A 20,168-nucleotide genomic window follows, 5' to 3' on the forward strand; every position below is an offset into this window, starting at 1 on the left:
GATGTGTGGAATATTTGGACAAATTTCAAGAACAAGAATAGATAAAGAGAAATTCAATAAATTAGTAAAACATTCAGAACAAAGAGGGATAGATTCAAGTGGACTTATCTATTATAAAGATGATTCATACGAGATAGCAAGAGCTGATTACAATATAGAAAAGCTTTTAAACAAAATAAAACCTTATAATCATAGAATAGTTTTAGGACATAGTAGATTAATAACTAATGGTTTAGGGGATAATCAACCTGTAATAAAAGATAACATTTGTGCAATTCATAATGGAATTATAGTAAATGATAATGAGATTTGGGAACAATTAAGTGAGAATCGTGAATTAAAAATTGATTCTGAAGTAATAATTGCTATAGCGAAAGAACATCTAAAACAGAATAATGAAATTTCAGAACTTCCACATAGAATTCTTGAACTTTGCAGAGGTGTAGTAGCTTGTGCATTAGTACTACCTGAGTATGGAAAATTATTACTTTTCTCTAATAATGGTAGTTTATACGTTGGATATATAGGAGATGATATATACTTTGCTTCTGAAAGATATGCTTTAGATCAAATTTCGTGTGAAAATGTTCATCAAATAAAAGAAGAATCTCTTATTTTAGAAATACCAGTTTCAAATGACAAATTAAATATTTCTGATGATAACCATAGAATAGAAAATTTAATTCCTGAATTTAAATTTAATAAAGAAGAAGAAAGCCTTTTAGAATTTAAAGAAGATTTAAATATAAAAAGATGTAAAAGATGTATCTTACCTGAAACAATGCCTTTTATTAAATTTGATAATGAAGGTGTATGTAATTATTGTCATAACTATAAACCAAGAAATAATCCAAAACCAATAGAAGAACTATTTAAAATAGTAGAGCCATACAGAAGAAAAGGAAAAGAGCTAGATTGTATTGTTCCTTTTTCAGGAGGAAGAGATAGTTGTTATGGTTTACACTTAATTGTAAAAGAATTAGAAATGAAGCCAGTAACTTATACTTACGATTGGGGAATGGTTACTGATTTAGGAAGAAGAAATATTTCTCAAATGTGTGCTGATTTAGGTGTTGAAAATATTATTGTTGCAGCAGATATTTCTCAAAAAAGAAAAAATATTAAGATGAATTTAGAAGCTTGGCTAAAATCCCCTCATTTAGGAATGATGGCAATGCTTACAGCAGGAGATAAACACTTTTTTAGATATGTTGAAGATATTAAAAAACAAACAGGAATAAGTTTAAACTTATGGGGAGTAAATCCTTTAGAAGTAACACATTTTAAGACAGGTTTCTTAGATATTGCTCCTGATTTTGAAGAAAAAAGAGTTTATAGTCATGGTATTATGAAACAACTTAGATACCATACAAAGAGATTTAAAGCAATGTGTGAAAGTCCAGGATATTTTAATAGTTCTTTATGGGATACTCTCTCAGGAGAGTATTATAGAAGTTTTACTGAGAAAAAAGACTATTTTCATATTTTTGATTACTGGAGATGGGATGAAGAGATAGTTGATGATACCTTAATCAATGGATATAACTGGGAGACAGCGATAGATACAAGTACCACTTGGAGAATTGGAGATGGTACAGCAGCTTTCTATAATTATGTTTATTATACAGTAGCAGGATTTACTGAGCATGATACTTTTAGAAGTAATCAAATTAGAGAAGGACAAATGACTAGAGAAAAAGCTTTAGAATTAGTAAATGATGAGAATAGACCAAGATATCAAAATATTAGATGGTATTTAGATACATTAGGAATGGATTTTAAAGAAGTAATAAAAGTTGTTAACTCTATACCTAAATTATATAAGGATATATAATGAAAATTTGGTGTATCTCTAAGTATGCTAGTCCTCCAAATTATAGCAAAATGCCAGCAAGGTTATTTACATTAACAAAAGAGTTTAATAAGCTAGGAAATAAGGCAACTCTAATTACTTCTGATTCAAATCATTTTGCTAATTATCCTGATAGTGAAAATAGATATAACTTTGAAGAAGTAGAGGATGTACCTGTAGTATGGGTAAAAACTAAAAAATATTTAAAAACAGCATCAATTTCTAGGGTATTAAGTTGGTTTGATTTTGAAAGATGGCTTTTTAAATTTAATACTAAAAAACTTGATAAACCTGATGTAGTTATCGTATCTTCTTTATCTATTTTTTCTATTCTTTATGGCTACTATTTAAAAAGAAAGTTTAACTCTTTTTTAGTTTTTGAAATTAGAGATATTTGGCCTTTAACTATGACAGAAGAGGGTGGTTTTTCTAAATGGCATCCTTTAGTTTTATTAATAGGAATAATAGAAAAATTTGGTTACAAAAAAGCTGATTTAATTGTAGGAACAATGCCTAAATTAGATTTACATGTGAAAAATATTTTAGGTTATGAAAAACCATTTTTTTGCTCTCCTTTAGGTTTTGAACCTAAAAATTATCAAAAAGAGCTTTTAAGTGATAAGAATCCTTTTGATAAAGTTTTTCCTAGTAATAAAATTATTGTTGGTTATGCTGGAAGTATGGGTATAACAAATGCTTTAGAACCTTTTATTCAAGCAATTAAATTATTGAATGAAAATATAAATATACATTTTATGTTAGTAGGAAGTGGAGACTTAAGAGAAAAGTTTGAAAAAGAATTAAGTTCTTGTTCTAACGTAACTTTCTTACCTAGAATTGAACAAAATGAAGTGAAATATTTTTTAGAAAAATGTGATATTTTATATTTATCAACAAAAGATTCAAAAGTATGGGAATATGGACAATCAATGAATAAAGTTGTAGAATATATGCTAGCTTCTAAACCTATAATTGCCTCTTATTCAGGCTATCCTTCTATGATAAATGAATCAAATTGTGGTTACTTTGAAAATACATCAGATGCGAATGAGTTAAAAGATAAGATTTTAAATATTGTTAATCTAGATGAAGAAGAGAGAAGAAATCTTGGAGCAAATGGTAGAGAATGGGTTTATGAGAATAGACAGTATTCAAAACTAGCAAAAGATTATTTATCTAAAATTAAAACTGAAATGGAATCTAATAATGCTTAAATCAATATTTGATAAACTTTTAGCACTTTTTTTAATAATACTATTTTTACCAATATATATAGTAGTGAGTTTACTTATTTTATGGAAAATGGGAAATCCTATTCTTTTTAGACAAAAAAGACCAGGGTATAAAGAAAAAATATTTGGTATTTATAAGTTTCGAACAATGACAAATGAAACAGATAAAGAAGGAAATCTACTTCCCGATGATAGAAGACTTGTTGGAGTTGGAAAATTTATTAGAAGTACAAGTTTAGATGAACTTCCTCAACTATTTAATGTTTTAAAAGGTGAAATGAGTTTTGTAGGTCCAAGACCTTTGTTAATTGAATACTTAGACTTTTATAATGATGAGCAAAAAAGACGACACAATGTAAAACCTGGTATTACAGGTTGGGCACAAGTAAATGGAAGAAATGCTATTTCTTGGGAACAAAAATTTGAATATGATGTTTGGTATGTTGATAATCAATCTTTTCTATTAGATATGAAAATACTTTGGTTAACTTTTTTAAAAGTTGTAAAAAGAAGTGATATTAGCTCTTCAAATAGTGTTACAATGGAAAAATTTACTGGGACAAAGTAAGATGAAAGAGTTATATATTTATGGAGCTAGTGGTCATGGTCTTGTAGTAGCAGATATTGCAAGAGATAATGGCTATGAAAATATTATATTTATAGATGACGGAAAGAATGAATACCCAACTTTTGAAGATATAAAAGACTCTAATAATATTCCTATAGCTTTTGGAATAGGAAATAATATTATACGAGCTAAACTTTATGAAAAAGTAAAAAAAGAGGGCTTTAATCTAGCTACTTTAATTCATTCTAGTTCAATTATCTCTTCTAGTGTTTGTATTGAAGAAGGCACTATTGTAATGCCAAATGTAGTTATAAATGCAAATTCAATTATTGGTAAAGCAGTAATATTAAATAGTAGTTCAGTAATAGAACATGAATGTAAAATAGAAGATTTTGTACATATCTCTCCTAATGTGGCTCTTGCTGGAAATGTAAATATAAAAGAATTAACTCATATTGGAATAGGTTCTTGTGTAATTCAAGGGTTAACAGTAGGAAAAAACTCTTTAATTGGTGCAGGTGCAGTAGTTGTAAAAAATATAAAAGATAATATAAAAGCTTATGGTAATCCATGTTGTGAAGTTGAGGAATTATAAAAAATGAATAAAAGACTATTTTTAAGTGCACCACATATGAGTGGAAATGAATTAAAATATATTGAAAAAGTATTTGAAAGTAATTATATAGCTCCCTTAGGAGAATATGTTAATAAGTTTGAAGAAAGTATTGTAACTTATACTGGTACACAAAATGCACTTGCTGTAACTTCTGGAACTGCTGCAATTCATCTTGCATTAAGAGTTTTAGGAATAGGAGAAGAGGATGAGGTTTTAGCTTCAACATTTACTTTTATAGGTTCAATTAATGCAATCATCTATCAAAATGCGATACCTGTATTTTTAGATAGTGATAAAAGTACTTGGAATATTTGTCCAAATCTTTTAGAAGACTATCTAATAACTTGTGATAAAAAACCTAAAGCTTTAATCATAACGCATCTTTATGGGATGAGTTCAGATATTCAAAAGATAAGTGATATTTGTAAAGAGTATGGAGTTTATTTAATAGAAGATGCTGCTGAGTCTTTAGGTGCTACATTGAATGGAAAACATACTGGAACTTTTGGTGATTTTGGAGTTTATAGTTTTAATGGTAATAAAATTCTTACTACAAGTGGTGGTGGAATGTTAGTAAGTGATAATAAAGAATGGATTGAAAAAGCAAAGTTCTATTCAACTCAAGCTAAAGAACCTTTTATTCATTATGAACATGAAGAGTATGGTTATAACTATAGAATGTCAAATGTATTAGCTGCAATTGGTGTTGCTCAAATGGAAGTAATAGAAGATAGAATTGCAAAAAAAAGAGAAATATTTTCTTGGTATAAAGAGTTTTTAGGTGGTATTGAAGAGTGTGAGTTTATGCCTGAACTTGAAAATAGTAGAGGAAATAGATGGCTTACTGCTTTAACTTTTAATAAAACCTCTTATGAAAAAATAATGAAATTATTAGATAAAGCAAATGTTGAATCAAGACCGCTTTGGAAACCTATGCATTTACAACCACTATTCAACTCTTCAAAGTCATTTTTAAATGGTACAAGTGAAGAGCTATTTAAAAAAGGTTTATGCCTTGCAAGTAGTACTACTATGCAAAAAGATGATGTAAAAATGATATGTGATATTATAAAAGAAAATTTGGAAAAGTAGATGTTTCACATAGATAAACGAATATTAAACTTTCTAGTTATTATTACTCTTACTATCTTTTCATTTGCTTGGACTTTTTTTATATTTCATAAACCTTTTGATTGGTTTCTTGTTTTAACTGTAATAGCTTTAAGAATGATTTCATCTCTTATACTTTTTAAAGATTTTTCTCTTTCTTGGAGCAAAGCAACTCAAAAAACATTTATTTTAAAAAGTATAGTTTATATTACACCTTTCTTTTTATATGCACCATATTTTCATGGAGAAGTTAGATTTGCTCTTATGGCATCTGAGCTTTTCTTATTTGTTTTTTCTGCAAATTTTTTAATGTATTCATACTATTTTGTAGTAAATAGAAGTAAAGTTCAAAAGACAAAAAGAGTAGTTATTTTTGGAGCAGGAAAAGCTGGTATGAAACTTGAAGAAGAGTTTAGACCTAGTAAATATAAAGTAAGATATTTCATTGATGATGATAAGATTATTCAAGGTAGAAGTATTGATGGAATAAGAATATTATCAAAAGAGAAGTTTAAAGAAAAAGGCAAAAAATATGACCTTCTTGTAATTGCAATTCCAAGTGCAACTCAAAAAGATATAAACTCTGTTTATAATGAGTTAAAAGAGTATTTTACTGAGATACAAATTCTTCCTTCTTTAGAACAAATTTTAAGAGATAAAGACTTTTCTACGCAGTTAAAAGATATCTCTGTTGAAGATTTACTTGCAAGGCATCCAAAAGATTTAGATAAAAAGCAAATTGAAAATTTTATAAAAAATAAAGTAGTTCTTATTACTGGTGCTGGAGGAAGTATTGGTAGTGAGATTAGTAGGCAGTGTAAAAAATTTGGCGCAAAACAGCTTATCTTAGTTGATCATAGTGAGTTTAATCTTTATAGTATAACAGATGAGTTAAGTTCTGATATTGTTATTCCTGTTATGCAAACAGTTAGAAATTTTGGTTTTATAGAAGAGACTTTTAAAAAGTATAAACCCGAGATTGTTATCCATGCAGCAGCTTATAAACATGTACCCCTTGTAGAAGGAAATATTTTAGAAGGAATTTCAAATAATATTATAGGTACTAAAAATTGTATTGACCTTGCTATTAAATACAAAGCTGAAAAGTTTGTACTTATCTCTACAGATAAAGCAGTAAGACCTACAAATGTGATGGGTACTACAAAGCGTATTTGTGAATTATATGCACAAAATATTAATACAAAAGATAATACTGAAATAGTAGCTGTAAGATTTGGAAATGTATTAGGAAGTAGTGGAAGTGTTATTCCTAAATTTAAATCACAAATTGAAAAAGGTGGTCCTATTACGGTAACTCATCCTGATATTACAAGATATTTTATGCTTATTCCAGAAGCTTGTGAACTTGTACTTCAAGCAGCTAGTATTGGAAAAGGTGGAGAGATATTTATTCTTGATATGGGTGAGCCAATTAAGATTGTGGATTTAGCTAAAAATATGATTGAATTAAGTGGAAGAAAAGAGATTGAAATAGAGTATTGCGGTTTAAGACCTGGTGAAAAACTTTATGAAGAACTTTTAATCAATGATAGTGATATGAAAACACAATATGAATCAATCACAGTAGCAAGTCCTACAAAATATGATATAGAGAAGTTAAATAAAGATATTGAAGAGCTTTTAGTTTGTGAAGATAAAATAGCTAAACTAAAAGAGATAGTGCCAGAGTTTGACCATAAATTAAATTGATTTAGAATCTAATCAAAATTTTGCTAAAATAGTATCTTTTAAATTAAAGTGAGAATACTATTATGAAATATACTAATATAGATTTTAATAACAAAACAATACTTATTACAGGAGCTGCAGGTTTCATTGGTTCAAGCTTGTGCTTTTACTTTCAAGAAAACTATCCAAAAGCAAATATTATTGCTCTTGATTGCTTTAGAAATGAAGAGACTTTTTCAAATGGAAATTTAAAAAGTTTTGGACATTTTAAAAACCTTTTAGGATTTAAAGGTGTAGTTGTTAGTGGTAATATAAATGATAAAAAACTTTTAAAAGAGTTAGATATCAATTATAACTTTGACTATATCTTCCATCAAGCAGCTATTTCTGATACTACAGTACAAGAACAAGACTTAATGATTCAAACAAATGTAAATGCTTATGAAGATTTATTAAAAATTGCTATTAATCATGGGGCTAATATGATTTATGCAAGTTCTGCTGCTACTTATGGAGATAGTGATAGATTTGAAGTTGGATATGAACAACCAAACAATGTATATGGCTTCTCAAAAGTTATGATGGATAATATTTCTTATAAATATATCAATCAAGGTGTTGATATCTCAATTGTAGGACTTAAATATTTTAATGTTTTTGGACCAAGAGAGTTTTATAAAAATAAAACGGCTTCTATGGTAGTACAATTTGGACACCAAATCTTAAAAGGACTTACTCCAAAGCTATTTGAAGGAAGTGATAAAATCCTAAGAGATTTTATCTATATTGAAGATGTAATTCAAGCAAACATAAAGGCTTGTGAGCCAAAACAAAGTGGTGTTTATAATGTAGGAACAGGTAAAGCTAGAAGTTTTGAAGATATTGTAAATATTCTACAAAAAGAACTAGAAATTGACAATGGAAAAGAGTATATTCCAAATCCATTTATTGGTTCTTATCAGTTCTTTACAGAGGCTAATATTGAAGCTTCAAAAGAGAATTTAAATTATGAACCACAGTATTCAATGGAAGAGGGTATTAAAGCATATCTTCCTGAGATTAAAAGACTATTTGAAACTGAAGTAAAAAAAGGATAGTAGTTGCAAAATATTCAAAAATTAGTTTCAGAATATCAACCAAGAATTTTAGTTATTGGAGATTTAATGATAGATGAGTACCTTTGGGGTACTTGCGACAGAATCTCTCCTGAAGCACCAGTTCAAGTTGTAGATATAAAAAAAGAGACAAAGGTTTTAGGTGGTGCTGGAAATGTTATTAGCAATCTAGTAGCACTTGGAAGTGAAGTTTCTGTAATGTCAGTAATTGGAAATGATGAAGCTGGACATGAAGTAAAATCAATGCTTGATAAACAAGGTGTGAAATCTTTTTTAGTTGAGCAAAGTGGAAGAAAAACTTCAAGAAAGACTAGACTTATGGCTTCTCATTCACAAGTTGTAAGGTATGATAAAGAGAGTAAAAACTCTATTTCATCTACAAGTGCAAAAGCTATTTTTGATAAACTTCAAGAAAAGATTACTAGCTATGATACGATTTTATTATCAGATTATAATAAAGGTGTTCTTACTCGTGAGCTTTTAGAAAAAGTAATCTCTTATGCAAATAAATATAATAAAAAAGTTTTAGTTGACCCAAAAGGAAATGATTTCTCTAAATATAAAGGAGCATATCTTTTAACTCCCAATAAAAAAGAGGCACAAATAGCTTCTGGTATTCAAATAGAAAATGATGACTCTTTAAGAAAAGCTTTAGAAAAATTAAAAGCTGATGCTTCTTTAGGTGTATCTCTTATTACTCTTAGTGAAAATGGAATTGCTATTTTAGATAATGATGAGGTTATTATTAAACCTACTGTTGCAAGGGAAGTTTATGATGTAACAGGAGCAGGGGATACTGTATTAGCCTCTTTAGGTTTTGCTTTAAGTTTAGGTTGTGATATTCAAAATAGTGTTGAGTTTGCAAATTTAGCTGCTGGGGTTGTAGTTAGTAAAATTGGAAGTGCAACTGCTACTTTAGATGAGATTGAAGAGTATCAAGCAAGTTTACATAAAAGCTCAATTGAATTACATATTAAATCAAGAGAAGAAATAGAAAAAATCTCTTTAAGATTAAAAAATCAGGGTAAAAAAGTAGTATTTACAAATGGTTGTTTTGATATCTTACACAGAGGTCATGTAAGTTATTTAAATGTAGCAAAATCTTTTGGAGATGTTTTAATCTTAGGTTTAAATTCAGATGCGAGTGTTAAAAGATTAAAAGGTGAAGATAGACCAATAAATAATGAAGAGGATAGAGCTTATATTCTTTCAGCTTTAGAGTGCATTGATTATGTTGTGATATTTGATGAAGATACTCCTTATGAACTTATAAAAGTAGTAGAACCTGATATCTTAGTAAAAGGTGCTGATTACGAAGGTAAAGAAGTTGTAGGAAGTGATATTGCAAAACAGACAAAGCTGGTTGAGTTTGTTGATGGAAAGAGTACTACAAAAACAATAGAGAAAATCCAAGGAGCAAAAAGTTGAAAAATGTAATAGAAAGTGAATTTAAAGCTCATTTAGAAACTATTCAAAAAGTAATGGAAACAATGGCAACGCCATTAGAAGATGCTTCAAAGTTAATAGTTGAAACACTAAAAAATGGAAATAAAGTTCTATTTTTTGGAAATGGTGGAAGTGCTGCTGATGCTCAACATATTGCCGCTGAACTAACAGGAAGATATAAAACAGAGAGACGTGGACTTCCTGGTATTGCTCTTACAACTGATACTTCAGCTTTAACTGCTATTGGAAATGATTATGGATTTGATAGGGTTTTTGATAGACAAGTAGAAGCTTTAGCTCAAAAGGGAGATTTACTTTTTGGTATCTCTACTTCTGGAAACTCTAAAAATGTAATTAATGCTTTTAAAGTAGGGCAAGAAATAGGTTGTAAAATTGTTGGTATGTCAGGACGTGATGGAGGAGAGATGAATAATTATTGTGATGTTAATTTAGTAGTTCCTTCAAATGATACTCCAAGAATTCAAGAGATGCATATACTTTTTGGACATACTATTTGTCAAATTATAGATAATGAGTTATCTTAAAAATGTTCTCAATAAACTACAAAGCAAAAACTCCTTTAATAGATAAACTTCTTGAACAAGAGAATTTTCAAGAGTTAAAAAAAGCCTCTTTATTTTCTAAGGTAATTGGGAAAAAAGAGTTTGCTGATATCTATTTTCATTCAGGAAGTTTTGATAAAGAGGCTATTGAGAATATAAAAAATGCAAAAAAGGTTTTTGTAAATTCTCAAACTGCTCACCATGAATTATTAAAAAATCTTCAAGAAAATATTGAAAAAGTTGAAGTTTTATATCCTAGTATAGATATTGAATATAAAAAACCAAAAGAGGTTAAAGAGGAGTTTTGCCAAGAGCAAAACCTTGACCCTAAAAAGAAGATTATCTTTTTTACTGGTAAAAATCTAAAATCTTCAGGAGTAAAAGAGTTTATCTCTATTGTTTTACAACTAGCCTCTGATAATTTTATTGCAATTATTGAAGGGGATAAAAAACAAATTACAAGTTTAAAATTTCAACTATCTAAAATAAATATTGAAGGGAAGATTCTACTGTTAGAAGAGTATAAAAATAGAGATAACTTATTTTTAGCAAGTGATATTTTTATTTTACCAACTCATAGTAAGAATTTTGCTTCAAATATTTTAAAAGCAATGTTTTGCAAATGTGCAGTTTTTGTAACAGCAACAAATCCTGCAAAAGAGCTTGTGGATGTTTTCTCAATGATGGAAAGTCCAGATGATAGAAGTATGCAATTTAAAGTAAATGCACTTTTACAAAATAAAAATGATTTAAAATTAATCAAAAAACAAAATAGAAAAATTGCGCAAGAGTATACTTTAGAAAAAGCTCTTGAAAGAGTAAATAAAGTAATAAACTCAATTTAATCTTTTCTAACTCTTAAAAATGAAGCAAACTTAGGTTTGCCATTTTTAGTAAAACCATAATATTTAAAAGTAATAATCTCTCCTATTTTAGGTGGAGCTTCTCTTTGTTTTTTGCTAAAACCACCTCCTAGATTAAAAGTAGTACCATTTAAAAGTTTTATCTTTAAACTTTTTAATACCTTTGTTTTTGAAGAGATATTTATTCCTATAACTTCTCCTTCCATATCTGAGAACTTTTTTACTTTTAAAATATTAGAACTTCTCCCTGTAAAATATTCACTCTTTGGATTTTTTATTATTATTCCTTCTGCTTTTTTTGAAATAAGTTCTTCCAAATAGTTTTCTAAATGTTTTTTATCTTTTATTTTAATTTGTTTTATAACTTTTAAATGAGTTGGATTTTTCTTCTTTATATATTGATTTACTTTTTCTAATCTATCTAGGAAATCTCCTTTTTGATTTGGAACTTCAAAAATATTATAAGTAATCTCTTTCCAGTTTAAAGATGGAGTTTTATCCATTACAATATTTTGAATATTTTCAAAATCATCTCTTTTTGTCCAAAGTTCGCCGTCTAACTCAAAATCAGGAAGTTGTTCTATAAACCATTTTGGAGCATTTATTTTATTTCCATTTCTTGTAAGTAATTCTTTTTTATTCCAATAAGCCCTTATTCCATCAAGTTTTTCACTCATTAGCCAATTATTTATTTCCATATTTTTTTCATATATTTTAGGTTTTTGTAATTCATAACCAAAAAGAAAGATATTAAGTGCTATGATGACTAATAATTTTTTCAAAAGATATCCTTTTGTAAATAATAAAAAATATTATAATTATTCGCCTTAGAAATATTTTAAAAGATTGCCTTTAGTTTAAACCAAACTTAAGAAGAATACGATATAATACGCGAATATTTTTCACTAAAAAAAATTAAGGAAATTAAAATGGCAAGAAGATGCGCTGTATCAGGAAAAGGACCTATGGTTGGAAACAACGTAAGTCACGCAAATAACAAAACAAAAAGAAGATTTTTACCAAACTTAAGAACTGTTAGAGTTACTTTAGAAGATGGTACAACTAGAAAAATCAAAATCTCTGCAAAAGAGTTAAGAACTCTTAAAAAGAACTCATAAGAAAGCACTAAGTAAAGTGCTTTCATGAGCATTTTTATTAGAATCAAAAAGGCTCTTGGCTGGGAAGTTAAGAGAAGTAAACCCGAATACGACCTAAATCCATTAATCTACTCAAAATTAAAACCAATTAGACTTCCTCTAATCTTAATCCAAGTTGTTATGATGATAGGAACAATAGGATATGTATATCTTGAAGATTATTCAATTATGCATGCTATTTTTCAATCAGCTTATACACTAACTAATACAGGTTTTGGTGCATTAAACGAAGCAAATTTCAAAAATGTTACAATAGTATTTACAGTATGCCTTATGCTTGCAGGTTTTGCAAGTTTAATTTTTGCTGTGGGTATTGTAATTGATGTAATTACAAATGGTACTTTGAGAGAATTATTAAAGGAAAGAAGAATGCTTTACAAAATTGCAAGGCTTAGAAGACATTTTGTGATTTTCTATCACAATGAATATACTGCACAATTAGCACGGCAGTTTAATGAAAACCATGTTCCTTTTGTTGTAGTTGATCCAAGTGATGACTTAGAGGATATTGCAAAAGAGTGTAATTATCCTTATTTTGTAAAGGAAGAACCTTATAAGGAAGAAGCATTTTTAAAGTCACACCTTAGTTCTGCAAAGGGTGTAATCTCTTTATCTAAAAATATTTCAAACAATATTACTCTTATTGCTTCTGTTAGATTATATGAAAAAGAGCTTGGAAGAAGTCCTTTCTTAATCATTTCTAATGCAGAAACACAAAATGAGAAAATTAGACTTAAAAAACTTGGGGCTGATAAAGTTGTTGCAACACCTTCACTTATGGCAAAAAGAGTTTCAGCAATGGCGATTAGACCAGATATGGAAAATGTACTTGAAGAGTTTTTATATAAAAGAGATACTCCTATTGATATGGAAGAAGCTTTTGTAAATGAAAACTCATGGGTAATTAATAGAGAAATCAAAGATTTAAGATTAAGAGATAAAATCAAAGTATCTGTTATTGGTATTACTGAGAAAAAAGGTAGATTTATCCAAATGCCAAAAGCTTCTACAATTATAACAGCAGAATCAAAACTATTACTTGTAGGAAACCAAAAAGCTATTTCAAAAGCAAAAAGAATTATCTCTTTAGAAGAGAAACCAGATGACTTATAAAATAAAAGGATAATAATGTTTACAATTTTACCGATAAAAGGTTTTATTGATCAAATTGATGGTTTTTTCTGTGATGGAATTCATGCTGGATTAAAACCAAATGGAAATAATGATTTAGGATTTATCTACTCTGATACTCCTTGCGAGGTTGAAGCAGTTTTTACAAAAAATAGATTTCAAGCTGCTCCACTTAAACATTTTCAAATGTATGAAAAAGGTTTTAAAACTAATTTTGTATTAATCAATTCAAAAAATGCAAATGCAATGACAGGACAAAAAGGAATTGATGATATAAATGAAGTTTTTGCCTCTTTAAATCATGATTTATTAAATCCAATTATGAGTTCTACTGGAGTTATTGCAAATCCATTACCAAAAGAGAAAATTATAAAAGGGGCAAACTCTTTTAATCTATCTGCCAAATCAGGTGAGAATTTATCAAAAGCTATTATGACAACAGATGCTTATCCTAAAACTTGTATGTATGAAGTAAAACTTCAAGATGGAAGTTCTTTTAAAATAGGAGCTGTTGCAAAAGGTGCTGGTATGATAAATCCAAACTTAGCAACAATGCTTTGTTTTATTTGTACAGATGCTGCAATTAAAAGAGAAGACATGAAAGAATTACTTGAAGCTAATTCACATTCAACTTTTAATGCTATTTCTGTTGATGGAGATACTTCTACAAATGATACAGTACTTCTTTTAGCAAATAAAAAATCAAATGCTTATGATAAAGAGGCTTTCAAAGAGGCTTTAAGACTTGTAATGCATGATATGGCAATGTTAATGGTTGCAGATGGAGAAGGGGCTAAAAAAGCAGTAGCTTTTGAAGTGGTTGGAGCAAAAGATGATAAACAAGCAGAAATTGCAGCAAAAGCACTTTCTAACTCTTTATTAGTAAAAACTGCACTTTTTGGAGAAGACCCAAATTTTGGAAGAATAGCTTCAACAATAGGAGCAAGTCAAATTGAATGTGATGAGACTAAACTTGTAATCTCATATAATGATGTAAAAGTTTATGAAAATGGAGTAATTCTATTTGATGAAGCTTGTGAAGCAAGAGCTGCTGAAGTTTTAAAAAATAGTGAATATAAAGTTTTATGTAATATTGGAATAGGTGAGGGAAAATTTACAGCATATGGTTGTGATTTAGGTTACAAATATGTTGAAATAAATGCAGATTATAGAACATAATTTTTTTCGTTAAAAATTTAAAATTAATTAAGTGCTATAGTGTTATAATTTCTTATAAACCATATAAAAAGAAGGAGTGAAAAATGTTTCACGAATATAGAGATATTATTACAGAATTAAAACAAAAAGACGCACACTTTATCAAAGTATTTGATAAGCATAATGAGTTAGATGAAGAGATTCAAGAAATGGAAAAAAACCATGTTGATCAATTCGAAGTTGAAAAAAAGAAAAAAGAGAAATTAAAACTTAAAGATGAAGTTTTTGATATTATTGTAAAATACAAAAAAGATAACAATCTATAATTTTATAGATTATTTATTTAAAAGGATGGAAGTTTTATGCTTTCATCCTTTTTTTTTGCTTAAAAACACCGAATACTAAGCCTTTTTTAGATAAAATATCTAAATTTTAGTATAAAGGCATTTATTAATGGAAAACCTTTTTGAAAATCAAGACATAATCGACGTTAATATTGAAGATAGCATTAAGAGTTCTTATTTAGATTACTCTATGAGTGTTATCATAGGTAGAGCATTACCAGATGCAAAAGATGGTTTAAAACCAGTACACAGAAGAATTCTTTATGCAATGCATGATTTAAGTATGAGTTCAAGAAGCCCATATAAAAAATCTGCAAGGATTGTAGGGGATGTAATTGGTAAGTACCACCCACATGGTGATAGTTCTGTTTATGATGCCTTAGTAAGAATGGCACAAGATTTTTCAATGAGAGCACCATTAGTTGATGGACAAGGAAACTTTGGTTCAATTGACGGTGATAATGCGGCTGCTATGAGGTATACAGAAGCTAGGATGACAAGAGTTTCTGAAGATATCTTAAGAGATATTGATAAAGATACTGTAAACTTCGTACCAAACTACGATGATACTTTAAAAGAGCCAGATGTATTACCAACAAGAGTTCCTACTCTTTTATTAAACGGAAGTGAAGGTATTGCTGTTGGTATGGCAACAAAAATTCCTCCTCATAATGTTGATGAGTTATTAGAAGCTGTATTACATGTAATTGATAATCCAGAAGCAACTGCTGATGAGTTAATGGAGTTTATCCAAGGTCCTGACTTCCCAACAGGTGGTACTATTTTTGGAAGAAGAGGAATTATTGATGCATATAATACGGGTAGAGGAAGAGTAAAAATCCGTGCTAAGCACCATATTGAAACAAAAGGTAAAAAAGAAGTAATTGTTCTTGATGAGTTACCATACCAAGTAAATAAATCAAGACTTATTGAGCAAATTGCTACTTTAGCTAAAGATAAACATATTGAAGGTATTTCTGAAGTTAGAGATGAGTCTGATAGAGAAGGTATTAGAGTTGTAATTGAACTTAAAAAAGATGCAATGAGTGAAATCGTTTTAAACAATCTTTATAAATCAACTCCTATGGAAACTACATTTGGAATTATTCTTTTAGCAGTACATAATAAAGAGCCTAAAGTATTTACTTTACCTGAATTATTAAAAGTGTTCTTATCTCACAGAAAAACTGTAATTATTAGAAGAACAATTTTTGATTTAGAAAAAGCAAAAGCAAGAGCACACATTTTAGAAGGTCTAAAAATTGCTGTTGATAATATTGATGAAGTTGTAAGAATTATTAGAGCTTCTTCAACTGATACAGAGGCAAAAGAGAAACTTCAAGATAGATTTGAATTAAGTACTATTCAATCTCAAGCAATCTTAGATATGAGACTTGGAAGATTAACAGGATTACAAAGAGATAAATTAGAAGCTGAATATCAAGAGTTATTAACTCTTATTGCTGAACTTGAAGCAATCTTAAAATCTGAAGAGAAGTTAAATGAGATTATTAGAGAAGAATTAACTGAAATCAAAGAGAAATATTCTGAACCAAGAAGAACAGAAATTGAAGATTCTTATGATGAAATTGATATTGAAGATTTAATTCCAAATGAGCCAATGGTTGTTACTATTACTCATAATGGATATGTAAAAAGAGTTCCAATTAAATCTTATGAGAAACAAAGAAGAGGTGGTAAAGGTAAAGTAGCTGTAACTACTCACGATGATGACTTTATTGAGAGATTCTTCGTAACCAATACCCACGATACCTTAATGTTTGTTACAAATATGGGACAATTATATTGGTTAAAAGTTTATAGAATTCCAGAAGGTTCTAGAACTGCAAAAGGTAAAGCAGTTGTTAACTTAATCAATTTAAGAGAAGATGAAAAGATTATGGAGATTATTCCAACAACAGACTTTGATGAGTCTAAGTCTTTAGCATTCTTCACAAGAAATGGTATTGTAAAAAGAACATCTTTAGTAGAGTTTAGTAATATTAGAAGTAATGGTGTAAGAGCAATTGTTCTTGATGATGCAGATGAAATTGTTACAGCAAAAATTACTAATCCAGATTCTCAATACCTAATGATTTTCACAAGCTTAGGTCAATGTATTAGATTTGATATTGAAAAAACAAGAGAGCAAGGAAGATCTACAAGAGGAGTTAGAGGTATTAAGTTTAAACATGATTCTGACTTCGTAGTTGATGCTAATGTTGTTGATAATATTGAGCAAGAGTTATTAACAGTATCTGAAAAAGGTATTGGAAAAAGAACTGAGGTTTCTGAATATAGAGAGACAAACAGAGCTGGTTCAGGTGTTATTTCTATGAAATTACATCAAAAAACTGGAAATGTAGTTGGAGCAGTTCTTGTAGATGAATCACAAGATTTAATGGCATTAACTTCAATTGGTAAAATGATTAGAGTTGATATGCAAACAATTAGAAAAGCTGGAAGAAATACTTCAGGGGTAATTATTGTAAATGTTGATGCAAAAGATAAAGTTGTATCAATTGCAAAATGTCCAAAAGAAGAAGATGAAGAGTTAAATATTGAAAATGCAGATACTATGGATGGTATTGATTTAAATGAGTTTAACCTTTCAGATAATAGCAGTAGTGAAAATGTAGAAGATACAAACACTTTAGAAATTGATAATAATGATGATAAAGGAAATGAATAATGAGAAAATTTAATGTAGCAGTTGTAGGTGCAACTGGTGCTGTTGGTGAAGAGTTATTTAGAGTATTAAAAGATTATAACTTCCCTATAAATAAGTTAGTACCTCTAGCTAGTGCTAGAAGTGCTGGTTCTAAAGTAGAATATGATGGTAAAGAGATTACTGTATTAGAATTAACTGAAACTTGTTTTGAAGAGAATGAAGTAGAGATTGCATTTTTCTCTGCTGGTGGTTCAATTTCTGAGAAATATGCAAGATATGCAGTTGAAGCAGGTGCTGTTGTAATTGATAATACAAGTCACTTTAGAATGGAGGCAAATGTTCCATTAGTAGTTCCAGAAGTAAATCCAGAAGATATTGCATCTTGGAGAGAAACAGGAATTATTGCAAATCCAAACTGTTCTACAATTCAAATGGTAATGTCTTTAAAACCATTAGATGAATTATATGGAATTAAAAGAGTTGATGTATCAACTTATCAAGCAGTTTCAGGTGCTGGTAAAACTGGTATGGAAGAACTTGTAAAACAGATGCAAGCATTTTTTGCTTTCTCTTTAGAAGATAGTGAAAAAAATGCATTTGCTCACCAAATTGCTCTTAATGTAATTCCTCAAATTGACGTAGCTCAAGCAAATGGATTTACTAAAGAAGAGATGAAAATGGTAAATGAAACTCAAAAAATCATGCACAAAGAGATTGCTGTAGCTGCAACTTGTGTTAGAGTTCCAGTTTTAAGATCTCACTCTGAGTCTATTACAGTTACTTTTGAAGATGGTGTAGAAGTAGATGTAAATGAAGTAAGAGAAGCTTTAGAGAGATTTGAAAATGTTGAAGTAATTGATGATTTAGAAAACAATGCTTACCCAATGCCAATTATCTCAACAGATACAGATGCAACTTATGTAGGAAGAATTAGAAGAGATGTTTATTCTCCAAATATCGTTCACTATTTTAATGTTGCAGACCAAGTAAGAGTAGGGGCTGCTACAAATGCAGTAAGAATTGGTCTTAAATGGATTGAAATGGAGAATGAAATTTAATGATAGGACAAATCTTTGAAAGTACAATGTGGAAGTCAAGATTTCTTGTACTTCTTGCTGTACTTTTTGGATTATTAGGAGCAATAGTACTATTTGTAATCGCAAGTATGGATATTTTTGTTGTAGCAAAATATGCTTTTGATACAATAGTTACTGGGGCTCATCCTGAAAACTTTCATGAAGATTTAGTAAGTGGTATTATAGGTGCAGTAGATTTATATTTAATTGCTGTGGTTATGCTGATTTTCTCTTTTGGTATTTATGAACTTTTTATCTCTCCGATTAAACATATTCAAGAAATGCAAGATGAACAAAGAGTATTAACAATCACTTCACTAGACCAATTAAAAGATAAAATAGCAAAAGTAATAGTAATGGTTCTAGTTGTAAACTTCTTCCAAAGAGTTTTACATACAGAATATAATGGAGCATTAGAGATGCTTTATTTTGCTCTTGCTGTAGCTGCTTTATCAGTAGGACTTTACTTTTTAGGTAAAGTTGGAAAAAAATAATAATAGAAATAGATTAAAGGTTAGTTTATTATGTCAAAGATTTTTGTAGATGCGTGTTTAAGAAAAGAGACTCCTTATACTCCTGTATGGATGATGAGACAAGCAGGAAGATATTTACCTGAATATATGGAAGTTAGAGCAAAAGCTGGTAACTTTTTAAATTTATGTCATGACCCAGAAAAAGCTTGTGAAGTTACAATTCAACCACTTGATATTGTAGGAGTAGATGCTGCTATTTTATTTAGTGATATTCTTGTAATTCCTGATGAAATGGGAATGGACTTAGAGTTTATTAAAGGTTTTGGTCCTAAATTTAATGACCCACTTGAAACAGAAGCTGATTTAGATAGATTAATTGGTGGAGAAGAGGCTGCTAATAAACTAACTTATGTATATGAAACAATCAAACTTTTAAAACAAAGACTTCCTGAAGATAAAGCTCTTATTGGATTTACAGGAGCACCTTGGACATTAGCAACTTATATGATTGAAGGACAAGGAACTAAAACTTATAATATTTGTAAAAAAATGATGTATTCTAATCCAGAATTTTTACATAGAATTCTAAGAAAAGTAACTGATGTAGTTAAATATTATATGGTTAAACAAATTGAAGCAGGTGCAGATGTTGTTCAAATCTTTGATTCATGGGCAGCGGCAATTGAACCAGGAAAATATGATGAGTTTTCTTGGAAGTATATGGTTGAAATAGCTGAATATGTAAAAGAGAAATATCCAGAAATTCCAGTAATCATGTTCCCTAAAGGGGTTGCTGCTTTCATTGAAAGAGGTGGAGTATATGGAAACTTTGATGTATTTGGAGTTGATTGGGGAACACCAATGGCACTAGCAAAAGAGAAGTTAGGTGAAAAATATGTATTACAAGGTAATATGGAGCCTTGTAGATTATATTCAAAAGAAGCAACAACTCAATGTGTTGAAGCTATTCAAAATGTAATGCAAGGTGAAGGACATATCTTTAACCTAGGGCATGGAATTTTACCTGATGTGCCAGTAGAAAATGCAATTCACTTTGTAAGTGAGTGTCAAAGAGTTTCAAAAAAATAAATAAATTAGATTATT

The 20,168-nt window shown here is 29.1% G+C and carries 19 protein-coding genes; 18 read left to right on the forward strand and 1 reads right to left on the reverse strand.

What is annotated here, in order from left to right; genetic code table 11:
* The first annotated feature begins 1 nt into the window (after window position 1).
* From ABIV_RS04410 to ABIV_RS04455, 10 genes are all read left to right on the forward strand, one after another.
* Entirely contained in the window at window positions 2-1,834 is a 1,833-nt protein-coding gene (locus tag ABIV_RS04410; protein WP_114838748.1) for a glucosamine 6-phosphate synthetase, read from the forward strand.
* Complete coding sequence (locus tag ABIV_RS04415; RefSeq protein ID WP_114838749.1) at window positions 1,834-3,066, forward strand: glycosyltransferase family 4 protein; 1,233 nt, start codon at window positions 1,834-1,836, stop codon at window positions 3,064-3,066. The genes ABIV_RS04410 and ABIV_RS04415 overlap by 1 nt, the downstream gene beginning before the upstream one ends.
* Complete coding sequence (pglC, locus tag ABIV_RS04420; RefSeq protein ID WP_114838750.1) at window positions 3,059-3,652, forward strand: undecaprenyl phosphate N,N'-diacetylbacillosamine 1-phosphate transferase; 594 nt, start codon at window positions 3,059-3,061, stop codon at window positions 3,650-3,652. The genes ABIV_RS04415 and pglC overlap by 8 nt, the downstream gene beginning before the upstream one ends.
* Window position 3,653: 1 nt before the next feature.
* A complete protein-coding gene (locus tag ABIV_RS04425) occupies window positions 3,654-4,247 on the forward strand; it encodes an acetyltransferase (RefSeq protein WP_114838751.1) in 594 nt (197 codons plus the stop codon).
* 3 nt (window positions 4,248-4,250) lie between these two features.
* A complete protein-coding gene (gene pglE, locus ABIV_RS04430; RefSeq protein WP_114838752.1) occupies window positions 4,251-5,360 on the forward strand; it encodes a UDP-N-acetylbacillosamine transaminase in 1,110 nt (369 codons plus the stop codon).
* Window positions 5,361-7,088 carry a polysaccharide biosynthesis protein gene (locus ABIV_RS04435; RefSeq protein WP_114838753.1) on the forward strand — a complete coding sequence of 576 codons (1,728 nt, stop codon included), beginning with the start codon at window positions 5,361-5,363 and terminating at the stop codon, window positions 7,086-7,088.
* A 62-nt stretch (window positions 7,089-7,150) separates the two neighbouring features.
* A complete protein-coding gene (rfaD, locus tag ABIV_RS04440; RefSeq protein ID WP_114838754.1) occupies window positions 7,151-8,164 on the forward strand; it encodes an ADP-glyceromanno-heptose 6-epimerase in 1,014 nt (337 codons plus the stop codon).
* 3 nt (window positions 8,165-8,167) lie between these two features.
* Window positions 8,168-9,610 carry a D-glycero-beta-D-manno-heptose-7-phosphate kinase gene (rfaE1, locus tag ABIV_RS04445; RefSeq protein WP_114838755.1) on the forward strand — a complete coding sequence of 481 codons (1,443 nt, stop codon included), beginning with the start codon at window positions 8,168-8,170 and terminating at the stop codon, window positions 9,608-9,610.
* The gene (gene gmhA / locus ABIV_RS04450) at window positions 9,607-10,173 is read left to right on the forward strand and encodes a D-sedoheptulose 7-phosphate isomerase (protein ID WP_114838756.1); all 567 of its coding nucleotides are present in this window, start codon (window positions 9,607-9,609) and stop codon (window positions 10,171-10,173) included. The genes rfaE1 and gmhA overlap by 4 nt, the downstream gene beginning before the upstream one ends.
* A 2-nt stretch (window positions 10,174-10,175) precedes the next feature.
* Window positions 10,176-11,036 carry a glycosyltransferase gene (locus ABIV_RS04455; protein WP_114838757.1) on the forward strand — a complete coding sequence of 287 codons (861 nt, stop codon included), beginning with the start codon at window positions 10,176-10,178 and terminating at the stop codon, window positions 11,034-11,036.
* Here ABIV_RS04455 and ABIV_RS04460 read toward each other — a convergent pair.
* Window positions 11,033-11,836, reverse strand: a complete 804-nt coding sequence (locus ABIV_RS04460; protein WP_114838758.1) for a DNA ligase — start codon at window positions 11,834-11,836, stop codon at window positions 11,033-11,035. The genes ABIV_RS04455 and ABIV_RS04460 overlap by 4 nt on opposite strands.
* A gap of 147 nt (window positions 11,837-11,983) precedes the next feature.
* On the opposite strand from ABIV_RS04460, the gene rpmB reads away from it, so the two are divergent.
* From rpmB to hemE, 8 genes are all read left to right on the forward strand, one after another.
* Complete coding sequence (gene rpmB, locus ABIV_RS04465) at window positions 11,984-12,172, forward strand: 50S ribosomal protein L28 (RefSeq protein ID WP_114838759.1); 189 nt, start codon at window positions 11,984-11,986, stop codon at window positions 12,170-12,172.
* A gap of 24 nt (window positions 12,173-12,196) precedes the next feature.
* Window positions 12,197-13,324 (forward strand): potassium channel family protein, encoded by a 1,128-nt coding sequence (locus ABIV_RS04470; protein WP_114838760.1) that lies wholly within the window; start codon window positions 12,197-12,199, stop codon window positions 13,322-13,324.
* Window positions 13,325-13,339: 15 nt separating this feature from the next.
* The gene (argJ, locus tag ABIV_RS04475; protein ID WP_114838761.1) at window positions 13,340-14,521 is read left to right on the forward strand and encodes a bifunctional glutamate N-acetyltransferase/amino-acid acetyltransferase ArgJ; all 1,182 of its coding nucleotides are present in this window, start codon (window positions 13,340-13,342) and stop codon (window positions 14,519-14,521) included.
* Window positions 14,522-14,604: 83 nt separating this feature from the next.
* Entirely contained in the window at window positions 14,605-14,826 is a 222-nt protein-coding gene (locus ABIV_RS04480; RefSeq protein WP_114838762.1) for an HP1242/YdcH family protein, read from the forward strand.
* A gap of 127 nt (window positions 14,827-14,953) precedes the next feature.
* Window positions 14,954-17,536, forward strand: a complete 2,583-nt coding sequence (gyrA, locus tag ABIV_RS04485) for a DNA gyrase subunit A (protein ID WP_114838763.1) — start codon at window positions 14,954-14,956, stop codon at window positions 17,534-17,536.
* Window positions 17,536-18,573, forward strand: a complete 1,038-nt coding sequence (locus ABIV_RS04490; RefSeq protein ID WP_114838764.1) for an aspartate-semialdehyde dehydrogenase — start codon at window positions 17,536-17,538, stop codon at window positions 18,571-18,573. The genes gyrA and ABIV_RS04490 overlap by 1 nt, the downstream gene beginning before the upstream one ends.
* Entirely contained in the window at window positions 18,573-19,085 is a 513-nt protein-coding gene (locus ABIV_RS04495) for a YqhA family protein (protein WP_205526953.1), read from the forward strand. The genes ABIV_RS04490 and ABIV_RS04495 overlap by 1 nt, the downstream gene beginning before the upstream one ends.
* A 30-nt stretch (window positions 19,086-19,115) precedes the next feature.
* A complete protein-coding gene (gene hemE / locus ABIV_RS04500) occupies window positions 19,116-20,153 on the forward strand; it encodes a uroporphyrinogen decarboxylase (protein WP_114838765.1) in 1,038 nt (345 codons plus the stop codon).
* Window positions 20,154-20,168: the final 15 nt, after the last annotated feature.

The organism is Halarcobacter bivalviorum (assembly GCF_003346815.1).
Lineage (GTDB): Bacteria > Campylobacterota > Campylobacteria > Campylobacterales > Arcobacteraceae > Halarcobacter > Halarcobacter bivalviorum.